Source organism: Thalassospira sp. CH_XMU1448-2 (assembly GCF_037027285.1).
GTDB classification, from domain to species: domain Bacteria; phylum Pseudomonadota; class Alphaproteobacteria; order Rhodospirillales; family Thalassospiraceae; genus Thalassospira; species Thalassospira profundimaris_C.
The window spans coordinates 459006-478206 of sequence record NZ_JAYMEA010000001.1 but is presented as its reverse complement, the minus strand read 5'-3'; the positions used below and the strand labels follow the sequence as shown (position 1 = coordinate 478206).

Here is a 19201-nt window from a genome sequence, read left to right as displayed (position 1 = left end):
AGGGCGTCGTTCAAGACGACCTCTGCGGTCGTCTTACTTGTCTTTTTTGTTGTCATCGACTTCTTCGAAGTCGGCATCAACAACACCGTCATCGGCCTGCGAAGCAGATGCACCGGCATCGCCTTCGGCACCTTCTTCGGCCTGCTGTGCCTGATACATGGCTTCGCCAAGTTTCATTGCAGCCTGCTGAAGTTCGTTGACCTTGGCGTTGATGGCGTCGGCATCTTCGCCGTCCTTGGCATCTTTCAGAGCCGAAAGGGCGTTTTCGATTTCCGATTTGGTTGCATCGTCAACCTTGTCACCATGCTCCGAAAGGTTCTTTTCGGTGGCGTGAATGACGGCTTCAGCCTGGTTGCGTGCTTCGACAAGTGCCTTGCGCTTCTTATCAGCTTCGGCGTTGCTTTCCGCGTCCTTGACCATGTTTTCGATTTCGTCGTCCGAAAGACCACCAGATGCCTGGATGCGGATCTGCTGTTCCTTGTTGGTCGCCTTGTCTTTGGCAGACACATTGACGATACCGTTGGCATCAATGTCAAAGGTCACTTCGATCTGCGGAACGCCACGCGGTGCCGGCGGGATACCAACCAGATCAAACTGGCCAAGCATCTTGTTATCGGCAGCCATTTCACGTTCACCCTGGAAGACGCGGATAGTCACGGCCGTCTGGTTATCTTCAGCGGTCGAGAAGGTCTGCGACTTGCGGGTCGGGATCGTGGTGTTACGGTCGATCAGGCGGGTGAAGACACCGCCAAGCGTTTCGATACCAAGCGACAGCGGGGTCACGTCAAGCAGGAGAACGTCTTTGACGTCGCCCTGAAGAACACCACCCTGAATTGCTGCACCAAGGGCAACAACTTCATCCGGGTTCACACCCTTGTGCGGCTCACGACCAAAGAACTCTTTAACGCGTTCCTGAACCTTCGGCATACGGGTCATGCCGCCGACCAGAATAACGTCGTCGATTTCACCTGCGGTAATTCCGGCATCCTTAAGCGCGGCCTTACACGGGGTCATGGTGCGTTCGATCAGATCACCCACCAGACCTTCAAGCTTCGCACGCGACAGCTTGATGTTGAGGTGTTTCGGACCCGATGCGTCAGCGGTGATGAACGGCAGGTTGACATCGGTCTGCATCGACGAGGAAAGCTCGATCTTGGCTTTCTCCGCAGCTTCTTTCAGACGCTGCAGGGCAAGACGGTCTTTGCGCAGGTCGATCTGCTGTTCTTTTTTGAACTCGTCAGCAAGGTAATCAATGATCTGTTTGTCGAAGTCTTCACCACCAAGGAAGGTATCACCGTTGGTCGATTTAACTTCAAAAACGCCATCGCCGATTTCGAGAACCGACACGTCGAAGGTACCACCACCAAGGTCATAAACAACCACGGTGCCACCGTCTTTCTTGTCAAGGCCATAAGCAAGCGCTGCTGCGGTCGGCTCGTTGATGATACGTTTGACTTCAAGACCCGCAATCTTGCCGGCGTCTTTGGTCGCCTGGCGCTGGGAATCGTTGAAATATGCCGGAACGGTAATCACGGCTTCGGTTACCGGCTCACCCAGATGGGCTTCTGCGGTTTCCTTCATTTTCTGAAGAACCATGGCTGCGATCTGGCTCGGGGCCATTTTCTCGCCATTGACTTCAACCCATGCGTCACCGTTTTCGCCAGCAACGATTTTGTATGGGACGAGGTCTTTGTCTTTTTCGACTTCCGGGTCACCGTAACGACGACCGATCAGACGTTTGATCGCAAACAGGGTGTTTTCCGGGTTGGTGACAGCCTGGCGTTTTGCCGGCTGACCGACAAGGCGCTCACCATCATCGGTGAAAGCGACCATTGACGGGGTGGTACGGGCACCTTCGCTGTTTTCAATCACGCGGCCTTCTTTGCCATCCATGACTGCAACGCACGAGTTGGTGGTGCCAAGGTCGATACCAATAATTTTGCCCATAGTAAGTTCCTCTTTTAGCGGCCGGTCCGTCCCGCAGCCTCCGATCTGAAGCGCCGCGCAGGACCTCCTGGGACCAATGGTTGTAATACACGTAATTTTTCTGGGGTCTCTTCATGACCCCGCGCACCTATATATGAAAGTCCCCACAAAGTCGCAAGCGGTCAAAGAGGGGAATCTTGGCTGTTTTTGGCATTCAAAGTGCAATTTTTATCCAATGACGGGCAATATCACCAGGATCACCACGCAAATCTGGCAATTTCGCCCCTGTTTTGAGCCCCCAAAGCACGCTTTTCAAATCGATCATAACCGGGTTGTAAATCCGTCAAATCACGGTGCCCTAACCGAAATATCGGCAGGATTACAACGGGTATGACGCAATACCGTCTCAAGCTTTTGCGCCAGATCGGCCTTTTCATCGGCCCCCAGAAAACCCGCAATTTCAAGACTTTTGCCATGGGTTCGTAAAAACAGCGCGCATTGATCATCTTCGCCACGTTCAAGAATCACGCGCAGCCAATAGGGCTGAAAGTTAAATTCCTGGCGCTCGCCATGCACCGAAATGCGGGTCACCCGAAGGTTGCCATCACGCAGTTCGATGCGTTCTTCCTGACGGGCAGACCGGAAACTGAAATGAAAGGCCAGCGACAGCAACAAAACATCGACACCCAGAAACCCGATCACCGGCCAGGCCCCCACCGACCAGAAAACAAGCCCCATACTTGTGGTGAAAGCCGCCACGATCAGGATGATATTGCGCGCAGCCCGGCGCGACAGCGACCGGGGCGGAAAAAGATCCACCCGATAGATCGGTTTGGCACTGCGGGGCACGGCTGACATCTGACACCTGTTGATCAAAGCGGCCTGTTGCGGTGATTGCGCCATGGTGCGCCGGGCTTTGCCCGACATGCAATCAAAATTCGATTTTTCATCCGGTCGCCTTTATATATTGTCCAAGCAGGAGATCGGATCAGGGATGGCACATATTAATTGATGACCATCCCCAAATCGGCTGAAAAATCAGCCCGTTAGAAAAAGAGAATAAAGTCCATGGCCCGCCCGATGAACAAAGCCGCCATCGAAGAATTTTTCCAGCGTCTGTCTGATGCCGACCCGGAACCCAAAGGCGAGCTTGATTACACCAATCCCTATACGCTTCTGGTTGCGGTTGCCCTTTCGGCTCAGGCGACCGATGTCGGTGTCAATAAGGCCACCAAAAAGCTGTTTCAGATCGTCTCGACCCCGCAGGATATGCTTGATCTCGGTGAAGAAGCCCTGATTGATCACATCAAGACCATCGGGCTTTATCGCGGCAAGGCCAAAAACGTCATGGCAGCGGCCAGAATCCTTGTCGAAAAGCATGGCGGTATTGTCCCCAACGATCAGGAAGCGCTTGAAGAACTGCCCGGTGTCGGCCGCAAGACCGCCAATGTGGTGCGCAATATCGCCTGGGGCGAACATACCATGGCGGTTGATACCCACATTTTCCGTCTGGGCAACCGGACCGGCATGGCCAATGGCAAAACCGTTCTGGCCGTGGAAAAGGCCCTGCTCAAAAAAGTGCCGTCGCGCTTCATGACCCATGCCCATCACTGGCTGATCCTACATGGGCGCTATATCTGCAAGGCGCGCAAGCCGCGCTGTGGCGACTGCATTGTCAATGATCTGTGCAATTTCAAAGACAAAACGCCTGCCGGGGCTTAACTCGGCAGGCGTTTGGTTTCACAAATTTCAATCGCGCTTATGACGGATCAGAAGACCTGATCAAAGGTCGCGGGTGCGGGGGCAACCACCTTGGCACCATCGGGCTGGATTTGCATGATGGCATAGCCGCGTTCGGACTGGCCGTCTGCGGTTAGCCGGAAAATACCATCAACGCCGACAAATCCGTTTGGATTGGTCAGGGCGTCTTGCGACATGTTGTTTTCATCGCGCGCCATCAGGGCAGCCAAGGCCGCACTGTCATAGGCAAGGCTTGAGATACGCGGTGGCTGATTGCCAAATGTCCGTTCAAACCGGCTGGCAAACAGGGTCCAGTTTTCCGGGTTGGGAGCGGCAAAAATCCCGCCCTTAAGGGCTGGCTCAGCAAACAGACCCGGATCGTTCCAGCCAAAGGTGCCGATAAACTGCACCACGGACGGATCAATATCGAAATAGGCAAGAAGGGCTGATACCTGGCGCAAATCCCCGCCGGTAGCCGGCAGGATCAGGGCATCAAAATCAAGTTCGCCAAAGGTGTCGACCCCTTCCAGACGGCGCAAGGCACGCTTTGCCCCGGCACTGCCATCGGCTTCAAGCTGGGCCTTGTGGGCGCGCAGATTGGCACGACGGGCATCATAATTGGCAAAATCGCGGATGGTTTGCTGCAACCCTTCCGAACCGGGCTGATAAAACGCCACCCGGCCAAGGGTTCCGCCAACCCGCGACACAACTCCATTAAGCGCACCGGCAATCTGGCGACCATAGTCATTTTGCGGCAGCAATGCCGCAAACCGGAAATGCCCCTGACTGGTGGCATAGCCCACCGCACGGGCAATCTGGTCTTCGGGGATCAGGCCACTGACCCAGACACCGCTTTCGGCAACCCGGCGATTATTGGAAAAGGCAATGACCGGCACATTGGCCGCTTTGGCAACTTCACTGGCCCCGCTGACCGATTCGGAGAACAGCGGACCAAGGATCATTTTTGCACCGGCATCAATCGCCTGACGCGCCGCATTCTGCCCGCCCTGATAGGTTCCGGCAGTATCAATCGGCATCAGGACAAAATCGTCCCCGGCAATGTCAAACATCGCAAGTTCAGCCGCATGGCGCATCGCCCGACCCAGATCGGCATGCTGCCCCGAAAGCGGCAACAAAAGTGCGACGCGCTTTTCAAACATCGCCGCATCATCATTATAAAGGGTCGGAAGCTGCACCCCCTCGCCCTCGGGCAGGGCCGCATCGCTTGGCCATGGATTGGCATCCGGAATCAGGCCCTGATCAGGCGCGCTTGTCGGATCAACCGACGGCTGGTTGGCCGTTTCGACCGGGGCACCACGTTGCGTACCAAACAGGTCCGTGATACTCGTGGTCGCATTACATGCGGCAAGCCCGATAGAGAGGACAACAACAGATGCCGTCCGGCGTGCAATCCGGCCCCAGGCCGAACCCCGATTCAGATTCTGCAACGCCTGACGCGGCAGCGCCTCATTCTGCATCCGATTCTCTGACGGATGACGTTTCGGACAACCCACTCTCACCTCCCGATAAGTCGTTTCGCACGCAGGGTAATGCGCGTGACGAAGCAAGTAAACATGATGAAAGTCATTTGCCACTTTCATCTGGTCTTTATCTTGTTGCTACTCCAATCGGAAATTTGGGCGATATTACGTTCAGAGCACTCGAAATCCTCAAACGTGCTGATGTTATTCTGTGCGAGGATACCCGCACATCGGGAAAATTGCTGTCGCGCTACGGGGTCAAGACCAAGCGAATCGCCTATCACGAACATAATGCCGCCAAGATGCGCCCGGAAATCATGGAGCGCCTTGGCAAGGGTCAGGGACTGGCACTTATTTCCGATGCCGGGACACCCCTGATCAATGATCCGGGTTACAAACTGGTGCGGGATTGCAAGGCCGAGGGCTTTAACGTTACCGCAGCCCCCGGCGCGTCATCGCCAATTGTCGCCCTGATCCTGTCGGGACTTCCCAGTGATCATTTCTTTTATGCAGGTTTCCTTCCGCCCAAAACCATGGCCCGGCAAAAGGAACTGGCACGCTTTACCGCCATTCCGGGCAGCCTGATCTTTCTTGAAAGCCCCAAACGTCTGGCCGCAAGCCTTGCCGATATGGCAAGCGTGCTGGGCGGCACGCGCGAGGCCGCCGTCACCCGCGAACTGACCAAGATGTTTGAAGAAGTCCGTAACGGCACTCTTGATGAACTGGCCGCCCATTATGAAGAGGTCGGTGCCCCCAAGGGCGAGATCGTGATTATTGTCGGACCTGCCGATGCGAGCGACAACGATCCAAGTGCCGAGGATATCGATGCCCGGTTGCTTGAGCTGATCAAAACCCACCGGACCAAGGATGCCGCCGATATCCTTGCCCGGGAAACCGGCCTTAAGAAGCGCGATCTTTATAATCGTGCGCTTGAACTGGCCAAGGCGGACTAGCCATGCCACATCCCCGTCCCTTGCATGATCAGACATCACATCGCAAGCGGGCGGAAAAGGCCGGACGGCGCGCAGAAGCCGTTTGTGTCTTCTGGCTGCGGCTTAAGGGATACCGCATTCTTGCCACCCGCCATCAAAGCCCGGTCGGCGAGATTGATATCATCGCCAAACGCGGCAATGTCCTGATCGCGGTCGAGGTCAAAAACCGTGCTGATCGCGACACCGCCCTTCGATCCTTGCGCCCCAAACAGCAAAACCGGATTGCGCGCGCACTTGAAAGCTATGCCGGTCAGATCGGACATAGCGGTGATTTGCGGTTTGATCTGATGATTGTGCGCGGTTTTGCCCGGATCGAGCATCTTTGCAATGCCTGGCAGATGGCCTAGACGCCCGATCCCTGGGCAAAACATCACCGGTCGCGATCACGGATGCATTCTGGCCCCTTTGGTAATCTTGTCGACGATGCGTTTGTCGGTGTGAATACCGATGCCGACAAATTTCGCCTGTTCGGGATCGACGCTGGCAAATACATCGCGGTTGGCCGCGTCGTGACCGGTGGCAAACATTTCTTCGATATAGGCTGATGCACACACGCCACGTTCAAGCACCCGGCGGTGAATTTTGGCCATGGTCGCCCCGTCAGCGGCCAGCACGATCGCCGGTTGTCGCGACAGCGGATTATAAATATTCTGCTTCGCATCAATATAGGGTTCGCCGATGATATCGGGTGTCTGGGCGACAATACCGCTCATCAAAAAGGCCGTGACATTAAGCGACTGCCAGGCTTCAAGATCGTTGCGCAAGACCAGCGCGACTTTGGTGTCAAACATATGCATCCTCCAACGGGGCAGATAATCAGGTGATGAAAGAAGCAGTAAATCAAAGCACCGATCCCGGTATTGAACGTTTGTGCAAAAAGCGCGAACGCTTTATCGCCGCCCCGACCAGCGACGGGATCGAACGGATCGAAGCACAGTTTTACGGCAATATGTTCAGCCCGCATCGCCATGACACCTATGCGCTTGGCATTACCATGCAGGGGGTTCAGACCTTTAATTATCGGGGCGAGTTTCGCGCGAGCAATCCGGGCAATGTCATTATCCTCCACCCTGACGAGCTGCATGACGGCGGGGCGGGGACCGATGACGGTTTGCAATACCGGATGCTGTATCTTGAACCGGTCTTGTTGCGGTCCGGACTTGACCGGGAGTCCGATCCCCTGCCCTTTGTTGGCGAACCGGTGATCAATGACCGGGTTCTTTGGGCCATACTTGCCTCTGTGCTTGGCGAACTTGAAAGTGATGTTGATCCCTTGTTGCGTGATCAGTTTGTCGCCGATATCGCCCAGCGCCTGTCACAGCATGCTAGGGCGCCACTTAAACAGCCGCGCTTTAATGCCGCCGACCGGATGGATCAGGTGCGTGCCTTTCTGGAAGACAATTTTGACCGGCCCGTTCAGTCAAACGAACTTGAACAGATTGCCGGTATGGACCGGTTTCGCCTGATCCGGCATTTCCGGGCCCGGTTTGGCACCACGCCCTATCGCTATCTGATGATGCGCCGCCTGCAAAAGGCCCGGGCATTGATGGCACTGGGTCAACCCCTTGCCGGAATTGCCGCGGAAACCGGATTTTCCGATCAAAGTCATTTCAACCGGCATTTTCGTCAGACCTATGGCGTTTCACCGGGTCGCTGGGCCAGTCTTCTCGGGCAAAGCGCACATTGAGCCCGCGCGAATGGTCCAATTTTGTAAAAAATGCATTTTTGCTGATAAACCGTCCCGGATTTTAAAACTCTTTAACCCCAAGGCGCGATGATTGCCCGAAGGACAGAGGGAATTGGGGCGAGACATCACCATATGTCGTCACGAACAGACAACGATTGGCAGGCCAATGCCAAACCGCCGGATCATACGACACGGTATATGCACATATTCAGGCATCTGGTGATCGGGGCAATCTGCCTTCTGCCGCTTTCGGGATGCACGTCACTGGTGATTGGTGCGGGGGCCACGGCCGGAATTGCCGCCATGCAGGAACGCGGTCTTGATGGTGCGGTCAGTGATTCGGCCATTACCGCAGAAATCTGGCAGAAATTTCTGTCACAGGATGACAAACTGTTTCTGGATGTCGAGATCGAGGTCGTCGAAGGCGAAGTTCTTTTGGCCGGACGGGTTCCGTCCGTTACAGATCAGCTCGAAGCTGTGCGCCTGACCTGGCAGGTTGGTGGCGTAAAGCGGGTGATCAATGAAATTGATATCGGATCGGGCAAGTCTTTGATGGATAGCGCAGGCGATCTTGTGATCACGACGCGCATCAAGGCAGCCCTGATGTTTGACGGGGATATTTATGCAATCAATTACAGCATCGAAACCGTAAACGGCACCGTACATCTGATGGGCATTGCCCAGAATGAACGTGAACGCGAACGTGTTATCTCTCATGCGCGCGAAACCAGCTATGTCAAACGCGTGGTCAGTCATATCCGCCTGAAAGATGACGCCAACCGGCAAGGAACCTGATCGATTAGTACCGTAAGCCACATCATCGCACCGACCGATCCGGATCGCCAATGGCTTGTCGATTATGCCAAGGGCCTGAAACCGGATGCCAGTGTTGCCGAGGCGGCCCTGCATTTTGCCCGGCTGAACCAGTCAGCAGACGGGCGCAAACGCGATATCGCACCCTATTTGCACCATCTTGACGATCTGGCCGAACAGCTTCGGGCCGAACTTGCGCGCGCAACCCTGCAACCTGACTTCACGACCCTGTCGGATGCCGCGCGCATGTCGGTTGATGACAAGGAAGCCGAACCGACCATCGAACAGGTGGTCAAAGGCCTTCAGACCGTTATCGCCGAACGCAACGGTTTTCAGGGCGATATGGAAAATTACGACGACATGGCCAATGCCGATCTGTTGCAGGTGATCGAACGCAAACGTGGTCTGCCGGTTGCCCTGGGTCTGCTCTATATCCATGCTGCCCAGCGCTGCGGGATTGCGATGACCGGTATTGATTTTCCCGGTCATTTCCTGTTGCGGGTGCAGGCCAATGGCAAACGGCGGATGATTGATCCGTTTCATGGCTGCATCACCCTTGGCCCCGCCGAATTGCGCGAGCTTTTGAAGTCCTTTAGCGGCCTTGATGCCGAACTTGAACCCAAACACTATCGCCCGTCATCCGACGTCGATATTTTGTTACGACTTCAAAACAACATAAAGGTTCGTGCCCTTCGCGCCGGGGAACTGGCCCTTGCGACACGTGTGATCGAACATAGTTTGCTGATTGCCCCGGAACATGAAGGACTTTGGCATCAGCTCGGCGCACTTTATGCCCGACAGGATCAGGACCATAAGGCGCTTGGCGCGTTTGAACAATTCGTCATGCGCTGTGAAGACCCGCTTCATCGCACCCGGATCCAGGCGGTGATCGAAGAATTACGCGAACGTCTTGATCAGGAAACCGCCAATCAGGATGATCCGAAAGCCATTCCGGCACGCCCGGAAAATTCCGGTCCCGCTACGGCAGAATCCGATCAAAAATCCAATGCGCCGATCCCGCTTTTTCCGGATCGGGATGCCTGAAGCCACCTGTTTCTGACCCGGATTTTGCGCCGCCTTCCGTGAAACCGCCTTCTGCACGCTATTTGTCGCCGGGCCGTGATTCAGCACCGAAAATGACGTATTTTTACATTTAAGATTATTTATTGTTATCTATACTTAGATAAATAAACATGTTCGATAAATCCTAAACCCAAACAAACTGGTTCGTTTGGTTTTCCGTGCGCATCCAATCCGAGGAAACTCCCGCTTCAAAGTCATGTAAGAATGCTTGTTCCGGTATTTTCTGCCTGTTTTTCGGATACAGGACAGGATTTACATAAGAAAAGACTGAATGATTCCCAAACCCGCAGAAACAGGGGCTTTGATCCTGGCCCAACGACCGGCAGACCGGTCTGACCATCCGGTGATTGGTACGACGACAAAAATGAAACCGCAGTCAGATCGAATTTCACCCCCTGTCTGCCCGGAAAAACATCTTTTGTAGTTTTTCGGTTCCTAACGACAGGTTAAACAACCGGGGACGAAACGGTCGCAACACTTGCACCGGGTTCTGCAATGCATATACTCCGCGCCAGTCAGTTTTCCGACGCCCGATCATGCATTCTGCCCGATTGGCGCGTCAGTGCGGTTCACCGGGCTTTGCGGTGCCGTTCAAACCGAACATATTGCAGGAATTGAACTACATGAACGACACCACAATCGACGTCGTTGGTATTGGCAACGCCATTGTTGATGTCCTTGCCCATTGCAAGGAAGAAGACCTGACCCGCCTGAACCTTGTCAAAAACGCCATGACCCTGATCGATGCGGAAACCGCCGACAGCCTTTATGCCCAGATGGGTCCGGGCATGGAAATGTCTGGCGGTTCGGCTGGCAACACCATGGCGGGTATTGCCGCCCTTGGTGGCAAGGGTGCCTATATCGGCAAGGTGCGCGATGATCAGCTCGGCCAGGTTTTCCGCCACGATATCCGCGCCATTGGTGTCCAGTTCAATTCCGCCCCGGCAACCGCAGGGTCACCGACCGCGCGTTGCCTGATCTTTGTTACCCCGGATGGTCATCGCACCATGAACACCTTCCTTGGTGCCTGCACCGAGCTTGGCCCGGAAGATATCGACGAAGATCTGATCAAATCGGCCAAGGTTACCTATATGGAGGGCTATCTCTGGGATCGCCCCGAAGCCAAGGAAGCCTTTGTCAAAGCGGCCAAAGTCGCCCACGAAGCCGGCCGTCAGGTTTCAATCAGCCTGTCTGATTCCTTCTGTGTTGACCGTCATCGCGACTCATTCCGTGATCTGGTCCACAATCATATCGACGTCCTGTTTGCCAACGAAGACGAAATCAAATCGCTTTACGAGGTCGAGACCTTTGAAGAGGCGCTGGCCGAAGTGCGCAAGCATTGCAAGGTCGCGGCTTTGACCCGTAGTGAAAAGGGTGCGGTAATCGTCGCTGAAAACGAACTTTATGAAATCAGCGCCGAACCGGTTGCCAAAGTGGTTGATACCACCGGGGCTGGCGATCTGTTCGCATCGGGCTTCCTGTATGGCTACACCCAGGGGCATGAGCTTCCGGTTTGCGGTCAGCTTGGCGCGATCTGCGCATCCGAGGTTATTTCGCACATGGGCGCACGCCCTGATGCCGATCTTAAGGAACTGATTGCCAAGGCGATCTGACCGGTTTTCGTGACTGATAACAGTCACGTCCAAAGATTTAACGGGACGGCAACAATCGACTGCCGTCCCGTTTTTCATGCCCAAGGATACGGGTTAAGCGCAGATTTCCGGGCATTTCAGCGCAACACAAACATTGACTTTATACAAACTTTAGCGCAAACAGCCCGCATTGCAGAAAAATCAACCCCGCATGGCGCGCACAAAGCTGGTCATTCGCCTCTACATTGGCTATGACAAGGCGGCCTTCGGGCAAGATATATGAAGCCCGGACCAGTAAACATTCAGCATGTGCCGCGTTCTTGAATGGATTGCGCGGAAGTGATGACCTTGTTGATCGAACGATATCGGTCATATGGCTGCTGAATATCTACTGGCCTTGAAACGTTTTACAGACCGATGCGCATGGGCAGCCCCCGGCGCGCGGCATTTTTATTTCTGGAGTCCGCGCCCATGAGCTTGCGCAATATCGCCATCATCGCCCACGTTGACCACGGCAAAACCACGCTGGTCGATTCCATGTTCCGTCAGTCCGGTGTCTATCGTGACAACCAGCGCGTTGATGAACGCGCCATGGACAGCAACGATCTGGAACGTGAACGCGGCATTACCATTGTCGCAAAACCGACCGCCGTTCAGTGGGGCGATACCCGCGTGAACATCGTCGATACCCCGGGCCACGCCGATTTCGGTGGCGAGGTTGAGCGTATCCTTTCCATGGTCGAAGGCGTGGTTCTGCTGGTTGACTCTGCCGAAGGTCCGATGCCGCAGACCAAATTCGTTCTGGGCAAGGCCCTGAAACTTGGTCTGCGCCCGATCGTTGTCATCAACAAGATCGACCGCCCGGATCAGCGCGCCGAAGAAGTTCTCGACGAGATTTTCGATCTGTTCGTATCGCTTGAAGCATCCGACGCGCAGCTCGACTTCCCGGTTCTTTACGCATCCGGTCGTGATGGCTGGGCAGCAGAAAGCCCGGAAGGCCCGAAAGAAAACCTGACCCCGCTGATGGAACTGGTTCTGAGCCATGTTCCGGCACCGGACGTCGATGAAAATGCACCGTTCGCCATGCTGGCAACCATGCTGCATGCCGATAACTTCCTTGGTCGTATTCTGACCGGTCGTGTCTATCAGGGCCGTGCGAAACTCAACATGCCGGTGAAGGTTCTTCGCGGCGATGGCACCGTTGAAACCGGCCGTCTGTCCAAACTGATGGGCTTCCGCGGTCTGGAACGTGTCCCGCAGGACGAAGCCGTTGCCGGTGACATCATCGCGATTGCCGGTCTGACCGAAGCAACCGTTGCCGATACCATCTGTTCAACCGACGTTAACACCGCGATTGAAAGCCAGCCGATTGATCCGCCGACCCTGGCGATGACCTTCTCGGTCAACAACTCGCCGCTGGCCGGTCAGGAAGGCGACAAGGTTACCTCGCGTATGATCCGTGCGCGTCTGGAACGTGAAGCCGAAGGCAACATCGCGATCAAGATCGGTGAAACCGCCGACAAGGACGCGTTTGAAGTAGCCGGTCGTGGTGAACTTCAGCTCGGCGTTCTGGTTGAAACCATGCGTCGTGAAGGCTTTGAGCTGTCGATTTCGCGTCCGCGCGTTCTGTTCAAGGAAATCGACGGCGTCATGTCCGAGCCGTTCGAAGAAGTCCAGGTTGACGTTGACGAAGAATATTCCGGCGTCGTCGTCGAGAAAATGAGCCTGCGCAAAGCCGAGATGACCGACATGCGTTCGTCGGGCGGTGGCAAGACCCGTATCATCTTCATCGCGCCGTCACGTGGCCTGATCGGCTATCACGGTGAATTCCTGACCGATACCCGTGGTACCGGCGTCATGAACCGCGTGTTCCATTCCTATGGCCCGGTCAAGGGTGCGATTGCCGGCCGTCGTAACGGTGCGCTGATTTCCAACGATCAGGGTGATGCAGTGGCCTATGCCCTGTTTAACCTTGAAGATCGTGGCATCATGTTCATCGAACATGGCGAACGCGTCTATCAGGGCATGATCATCGGTGAACATAACCGTGACAACGACCTTGAAGTGAACGTGCTCAAGGGCAAGAAGCTGACCAACGTCCGTGCATCGGGCAAGGACGAAGCTGTGACCCTGACCCCGCCGCGTCGTATGTCGCTTGAAGAAGCCCTGTCCTATATTCAGGACGACGAACTGGTCGAAGTCACCCCGCAGAGCGTGCGTATCCGCAAACTGCATCTTGACCCGAACGTTCGTAAGCGCGAAAGCCGCAAGAAAGAAGGCTGATCCTTCTTTTGCGATGAAATTCAAAAAGGCCGGTTCGATGGATCGGCCTTTTTTCATGCGCACCGAATACCTTTGCCCCACGAAACTGCCCCATGAAACAGCGGCTGGATGGGTTGGCTATTCATTAACCTGTTTGCACTAGCTTCGTGACCACGTGTTTCAGGTTGGGGGAAGTCGATGCACAGCACAGAAAAACGAAGCTGGGGTGAGGCCTTTGGCGCCTTCATTCATCCACGTGTCATCACCATGCTGTTTCTGGGGCTGTCGGCTGGCATTCCCATTCTTCTGATCTTCTCGACCCTGTCGATCTGGCTGCGTGAAGCGGGTGTGGATCGTTCGACCGTGACCTATTTCAGCTGGGCGGCCCTTGGCTATTCTTTCAAATTTGTCTGGGCACCGCTGATTGACCGGCTGCCTTTTCCGGTCTTGCATGGCCTTCTGGGCCGACGGCGCAGCTGGCTGATCATTGCGCAGGGCTGCATCATTGCCGCCATTCTGTGGATGGGGCTTACTGATCCATCCGAAAACCTGACCATGATGGCCTTTGCGGCAGTCGCCCTTGGCTTTGCCTCGGCAACCCAGGATATCGTTATTGATGCCTATCGCATCGAGGCCGCTGATACCGACCTTCAGGCGATGATGAGCTCGGCCTATATCGGGGGCTATCGCATCGGCATGATTGTCGCCGGTGCCGGCGCACTGACCATTGCCGGTCTGTTTGAGGCCGAAGGAACCTATCAGCACTTTGCCTGGACCATGGCCTATGGCTGTATGGCGCTTGCCATGTGTGTGGGCGTGATCACCACCCTTCTGGTGCGTGAACCCGATGCCCCACGAACGGACAGCAAGTATTTCCACGAAACGTCAGACTATCTTCGTTTCCTTGCGATGTTTGCTGTCACCGTCATCGCCTTCATCCTTGCCAATCTTTATGCCGGGGATATCACCGATCCGCTCAAGACTGCCCTGAGCGACGCGGGCATGATCAGGGAGCTGTCGGGCTTTATTGCCGGAACACTGAAACTTGGCATTGCCATTGCGGTTGCCATCCTTGTCGCCTGGCTGACCACCCGTGTCGGCCTGACCCCGACCGGCATGGTGCAGGAAACCTATATCTCGCCGGTAAAGGACTTTATTGACCGCTATGGCAAGACCGCGATCATCATCCTTGCCCTGATCGGGGTCTATCGTATTGCCGATATCGTTATGGGCGTGATGGCCAATGTGTTTTACACCGATCTTGGCTTCTCCAAGGAAGAGATCGCCGCCGTCTCAAAGACCTTTGGTCTGTTCATGACGATTGGCGGCAGTTTCCTTGGCGGGGTGCTGTCGGTGCGCTATGGCGTGGTGAAAATCCTGTTTCTTGGCGCATTGCTGTCAGCCATTACCAATATCCTGTTTGCCTTCATGGCCCATATCGGGCCGGACACCACGATGTTTGTCGTCGTGATCATGGCTGACAACCTTTCGGGTGGTCTGGCGACTGCGGCCTTCATCGCCTATCTGTCGGGGCTGACCAACATTTCCTTTACCGCCATGCAATATGCGATCTTCAGCTCGATCATGACGCTGTTTCCGAAAATCCTTGCCGGGTTCTCGGGCACGGTGGTCGATGCGGTCGGCTATAGCTGGTTCTTTGTCGGAACCGCGATCATCGGCATCCCGGTATTGTGGCTGGTGGTGCTGGCCGGACGCATGACCGAGGTCAAGGACCCCGCAGCCCAACCGGCTTCAGACGCCGACGCGTAATCACACATTGCCCAAAACAAAACCGGACGCCCAATGAGCGTCCGGTTTTTTTAAATCTGGTCTGCGTTACGGGGGTTACCCGCCTTTTACTGACCTTTTCACGCGGCCTGTTCGGCCTCGTCCTGGGTCAGGAGCGCGTAGATCGCGTCGGCTGAGCCAGCCCCGCGCAGTTTGTCGCACATGCCCTGGTTACGCAGCAGACGGGAAATCCGTGCCAGCGCTTTCAGGTGATCGGCACCGGCTTCTTCTGGTGCGATCAGCATGCAGAACAGGTCGACCGGGTGTTCATCAACTGCATCGAACTCAATCGGGTTCTGAGCACGGGCAAAGACCATGTAGAGCCGGTCAAGATCGTTGAGCTTGCCATGCGGAATCGCGACACCACCGCCTACGCCAGTGCTGCCAAGTTTCTCACGATCAAGCAGGACAGAGAAAATCTCGCTTGCATCGCGTCCGGTAACGTCGGCTGCTTTCTCGGCAAGTTCCTCAAGCACAGCCTTTTTCGCACCGGACCGCAGTGCCGGAATGACCCCGGACGGGGTAAGAATAGATGATATGTCCATTTTTCGCGTTGCGTTGTTTGGCTCGGAATCTGTGTTCGTCACGCGCCACCAGCATCTTTATCGTTTGGGTCTAGCCAACCGATATTGCCATCAGAGCGACGGTACACAACATTCAATCCGCCATGTTTGCCATTCCGGAACATCAGTGCCGGAATGTCCCCCAAGTCGAGCCGCATGACAGCTTCTCCAACAGAGAGCGTATCAATGCGATCCGGTGTCTCGGCAACAATCACCGGTTCATAGCCGTTTACGTGATCGTCATCCGAATGATCGTCATCTTCTTGCGCGATTACATAGTGAATCGCATCCAGACGCGCCTGCTCGTGATGGTCCCGGCTTGCGTGATGATCACGCAGGCGCCGTTTATAGCGCCGCAACTGCTTGGTCACTCTGTCGCAGGCCGATTCAAAGGCGGGATAAACTTCATCCGCCGATGCCTTCGCCTGCACCATCATGCCCTTGCCAACATGGACCGATATTTGCGCCACGTAGAGATGCGCCTGTTTGGTGATGGTCACCGTGGCTTCGATCGCGTGATCGAAATATTTCTCTACCGCAGGGTCCAAGGTCTCGACGACGTGCTGCCGAAGCGCATCACCAACGTCAAGTTGCTTACCGATAACCGTAATTTGCATGGATCGCCTATCCCCAGTTGAGTGACTTCCCAGTACATATGGATGTTTGGCGCCCCTCAATCAGGAGGCCGCACCATATTCCCTCGTCATTGCCAAGTCAAGATATGGGTATGTTTCCTTTGATTGCAGTACGTTACAGTGCATTTTTTCGTATAAACGATGCTAGGAAGCACGTGATTTTTTTTCGCGACGACGTTGGACGGACGAAGGAATGCGCATCGCCTCCCGGTATTTTGCCACTGTTCGGCGGGCAATGTCGATCCCTTCCTTCCCGAGCAGCTCAACGAGTTTGTCATCAGACAGAATCTTTTTCGGATCTTCATTATCAATCAATGACTTGATCCGGTGTCTCACAGCTTCGGAAGAATAGGCATCTCCGCCATCCGAAGACGAAATTGCCGTCGTGAAGAAGTATTTCAGCTCGAACATGCCGCGCGGCGTCGACATGAATTTGCCATTCGTGACACGCGAAACCGTACTTTCATGCATTCCGATGGCTTCGGCGATATCGCGCAGGATCAGCGGACGCAGATGCGATACCCCGTGGCTGAAGAACCCGTCCTGCTGGCGCACGATTTCGCTCGCCACCTTCATGATGGTGGTAGCACGCTGATGCAGCGCCTTGACCAGCCAGTTTGCAGTTTGCAGCTTTTCGCTCATGAAGCTGCGTTCTTCGCGGTCGCGCAGGCCCGACCCGATCTGGGCGACATAATCCTCATTGACCAGAACACGCGGCAGGGCCTCGGAATTAAGCTCAAGATGCCAGTTGCCGTTGCCTGCTGATCGCATCAGAACATCGGGGATCACCGGCGTTGCCGCCTCGCCATCCGCGGTTCGACCCGGACGCGGATCAAGCGTCCTGATTTCGGCAATCATGTCATGAAGATCATCGGCATCGACGCCGCAAACGCGGCGCAACCGGTCAAATTCGCGCTTGGCCAGCAAATCAAGATTGGCCAGCAAGGCCGCCATCGCCGGGTCATACCGGTTTTTCTCGCGCAGCTGCAAAGCCAGGCATTCCGCCAGATCACGGGCAAAAATCCCGACCGGGTCAAAGCCCTGAATGACGGCAAGAACCCGTTCGACCTCTGCCATCGGGCATTCAAGGGCTTCGGAAACCTCGTCAAGATCGCCGCTGATATAGCCGTTTTCATCCAGCATATCGATCAGATAGCTTCCGATCATGCGCGACATGGCATCGGCAAAGGCGATGTTGAGCTGATCATCAAGCGACTGGCGCAAGGTTGCTTCATCGGCAAGTGTCTGTTCGAGTCCCGGCAGATCATCGCTGCTGCCCGATCCACCAATTCCGCCAGATCCGCCGGTCCCGCTGCCATAGGGCGAGGCATAATCGTGATTGCCCGCAACCGGTTCGCCATTGCGCGAGATTTCACCTTCGCCGCCATAAAGCGCGTCGCTTGAAACATCCAGCGGACCATCTTCGCTGCCCATGGTTTCACTGGCCGTCAGGCGGTCGGTGCCAAGACGGTCTTCGCGGTCGGCGAAATTGTCAATCGACCGGCTATCAATCCCGTCATCACCATTGCCAACGGCCCCGTCGCCGGTTTCGGCAAAGGTCTGGCCGGGATCAGCCCGCTCAAGCAGCGGGTTTTCCAGAAGCTCACTGTCGATGAAATTGGAAAGCTCGATATTATTGAACTGCAGCAGCTTGATCGCCTGCTGCAGCTGGGGCGTCATGACAAGAGACTGGGACTGACGTAAATCGAGCCGCGCCTTCAGGGCCATTTATACATTACCCCGTGTCAATCCGATCATCCCCCCAAGACCACTATCTTTGTCCGGTGTCTTTATCAGAGGCTGAACCGATCGCCCAGATAAACCCTTCGAACATCGTCATTTCTGACGATTTCATCAGGACCACCTTCCATCAAAACCCGACCATCATGCAAGATATATGCCCGGTCGATAATGTCGAGAGTCTCGCGCACATTGTGGTCAGTAATCAAGACCCCAATGCCACGATCTTTCAGATGACGAACAAGATCACGGATATCCCCCACGGCAATCGGGTCAATCCCGGCCAGCGGTTCATCAAGAAGAACAAAGTTCGGATGGGCGGCAAGGGCGCGTGCAATCTCGCAACGGCGGCGTTCCCCGCCCGACAATGCAAGGGCCGGGGTACGACGCAAATGCTCGATGGCAAATTCCGCCAGAAGGTCTTCAAGATTCTGTTCGCGCTTGATGCGGTCATCTTCGACTACTTCAAGCACCGCCATGATATTCTGTTCAACCGTCATGCCCCGGAAAATCGAGGCTTCCTGCGGCAGATAGCCGATTCCCATACGGGCGCGCTGATACATCGGCATCGCTGTGATATCGCGCCCATCAAGCGAAATCGTCCCGCGATCAGAGGCAATCAGGCCGGTAATAATATAGAAACTGGTCGTCTTGCCCGCCCCGTTCGGCCCCAGAAGACCAACCGCCTCGCCACGCTGGACAGACACCGATACATCCTTGAGAACCGGGCGCTTCTTGAAGCTTTTGCCAAGATTATGCGCCACAAGGCCCTTGTTTGCGGTAATCAGACGCGGACCACCTGCGGCCCCCGCCCCTGAGGATGCTTGCGCACCGGCAGACGCGCCTTGCGTCTTTGCGTCATCGGATTTTACGCCCTTGCGCGACCAGAACAAATTCCC

The 19201-nt window shown here is 55.3% G+C and carries 17 protein-coding genes; 9 read left to right on the top strand and 8 right to left on the bottom strand.

Annotated elements, in window-relative coordinates:
* Window positions 1-33 precede the first annotated feature (33 nt).
* Window positions 34-1947: a molecular chaperone DnaK gene (gene dnaK, locus WA318_RS02265; protein ID WP_114096469.1), complete on the bottom strand. Its 1914-nt coding sequence runs from the start codon at window positions 1945-1947 to the stop codon at window positions 34-36.
* A gap of 327 nt (window positions 1948-2274) precedes the next feature.
* On the bottom strand, window positions 2275-2784 hold the full coding sequence (locus WA318_RS02260) for a DUF2244 domain-containing protein (RefSeq protein ID WP_336079806.1): 510 nt from the start codon (window positions 2782-2784) through the stop codon (window positions 2275-2277).
* Window positions 2785-3006: 222 nt separating this feature from the next.
* On the opposite strand from WA318_RS02260, the gene nth reads away from it, so the two are divergent.
* Window positions 3007-3648 carry an endonuclease III gene (gene nth / locus WA318_RS02255; RefSeq protein WP_114096871.1) on the top strand — a complete coding sequence of 214 codons (642 nt, stop codon included), beginning with the start codon at window positions 3007-3009 and terminating at the stop codon, window positions 3646-3648.
* Between the two features lie 47 nt (window positions 3649-3695).
* Here the strand turns inward: nth and WA318_RS02250 are convergent, their stop codons facing one another.
* Window positions 3696-5144 (bottom strand): penicillin-binding protein activator, encoded by a 1449-nt coding sequence (locus tag WA318_RS02250; protein ID WP_258548580.1) that lies wholly within the window; start codon window positions 5142-5144, stop codon window positions 3696-3698.
* A gap of 110 nt (window positions 5145-5254) precedes the next feature.
* On the opposite strand from WA318_RS02250, the gene rsmI reads away from it, so the two are divergent.
* Complete coding sequence (rsmI, locus tag WA318_RS02245; protein ID WP_336079804.1) at window positions 5255-6100, top strand: 16S rRNA (cytidine(1402)-2'-O)-methyltransferase; 846 nt, start codon at window positions 5255-5257, stop codon at window positions 6098-6100.
* Between the two features lie 2 nt (window positions 6101-6102).
* A complete protein-coding gene (locus tag WA318_RS02240; protein WP_114096465.1) occupies window positions 6103-6486 on the top strand; it encodes a YraN family protein in 384 nt (127 codons plus the stop codon).
* A gap of 36 nt (window positions 6487-6522) precedes the next feature.
* Here WA318_RS02240 and WA318_RS02235 read toward each other — a convergent pair whose 3' ends face one another.
* Entirely contained in the window at window positions 6523-6930 is a 408-nt protein-coding gene (locus WA318_RS02235) for a DUF2000 family protein (protein WP_114096869.1), read from the bottom strand.
* A 32-nt stretch (window positions 6931-6962) separates the two neighbouring features.
* Between WA318_RS02235 and WA318_RS02230 the strand changes: the two genes are divergently transcribed.
* The 6 genes from WA318_RS02230 to WA318_RS02205 all read left to right on the top strand — a co-directional run bounded on the left by WA318_RS02230 (window position 6963) and on the right by WA318_RS02205 (window position 15346).
* The gene (locus tag WA318_RS02230) at window positions 6963-7826 is read left to right on the top strand and encodes an AraC family transcriptional regulator (RefSeq protein WP_336079802.1); all 864 of its coding nucleotides are present in this window, start codon (window positions 6963-6965) and stop codon (window positions 7824-7826) included.
* Between the two features lie 132 nt (window positions 7827-7958).
* Entirely contained in the window at window positions 7959-8621 is a 663-nt protein-coding gene (locus WA318_RS02225; protein ID WP_336079801.1) for a BON domain-containing protein, read from the top strand.
* A gap of 168 nt (window positions 8622-8789) precedes the next feature.
* Window positions 8790-9683, top strand: a complete 894-nt coding sequence (locus tag WA318_RS02220; protein ID WP_258548578.1) for a SirB1 family protein — start codon at window positions 8790-8792, stop codon at window positions 9681-9683.
* A gap of 662 nt (window positions 9684-10345) precedes the next feature.
* Window positions 10346-11335, top strand: coding sequence for an adenosine kinase (locus WA318_RS02215; protein ID WP_114096867.1), 990 nt, complete (start codon window positions 10346-10348; stop codon window positions 11333-11335).
* A 450-nt stretch (window positions 11336-11785) separates the two neighbouring features.
* Entirely contained in the window at window positions 11786-13597 is a 1812-nt protein-coding gene (typA, locus tag WA318_RS02210) for a translational GTPase TypA (protein ID WP_114096461.1), read from the top strand.
* Window positions 13598-13774: 177 nt separating this feature from the next.
* A complete protein-coding gene (locus WA318_RS02205) occupies window positions 13775-15346 on the top strand; it encodes an AmpG family muropeptide MFS transporter (RefSeq protein WP_336079797.1) in 1572 nt (523 codons plus the stop codon).
* 98 nt (window positions 15347-15444) lie between these two features.
* On the opposite strand, the gene ptsN is transcribed toward WA318_RS02205, so the two are convergent.
* The 4 genes from ptsN to lptB form a co-directional block, all read right to left on the bottom strand.
* The gene (gene ptsN, locus WA318_RS02200; protein WP_114096459.1) at window positions 15445-15909 is read right to left on the bottom strand and encodes a PTS IIA-like nitrogen regulatory protein PtsN; all 465 of its coding nucleotides are present in this window, start codon (window positions 15907-15909) and stop codon (window positions 15445-15447) included.
* A 38-nt stretch (window positions 15910-15947) separates the two neighbouring features.
* Window positions 15948-16544 (bottom strand): ribosome hibernation-promoting factor, HPF/YfiA family, encoded by a 597-nt coding sequence (gene hpf, locus WA318_RS02195; RefSeq protein ID WP_114096458.1) that lies wholly within the window; start codon window positions 16542-16544, stop codon window positions 15948-15950.
* 162 nt (window positions 16545-16706) lie between these two features.
* Window positions 16707-18290 carry an RNA polymerase factor sigma-54 gene (gene rpoN, locus WA318_RS02190; RefSeq protein ID WP_336079794.1) on the bottom strand — a complete coding sequence of 528 codons (1584 nt, stop codon included), beginning with the start codon at window positions 18288-18290 and terminating at the stop codon, window positions 16707-16709.
* A gap of 65 nt (window positions 18291-18355) precedes the next feature.
* Window positions 18356-19195, bottom strand: coding sequence for an LPS export ABC transporter ATP-binding protein (gene lptB, locus WA318_RS02185; protein WP_114096456.1), 840 nt, complete (start codon window positions 19193-19195; stop codon window positions 18356-18358).
* Between the last annotated feature and the right edge of the window lie 6 nt (window positions 19196-19201).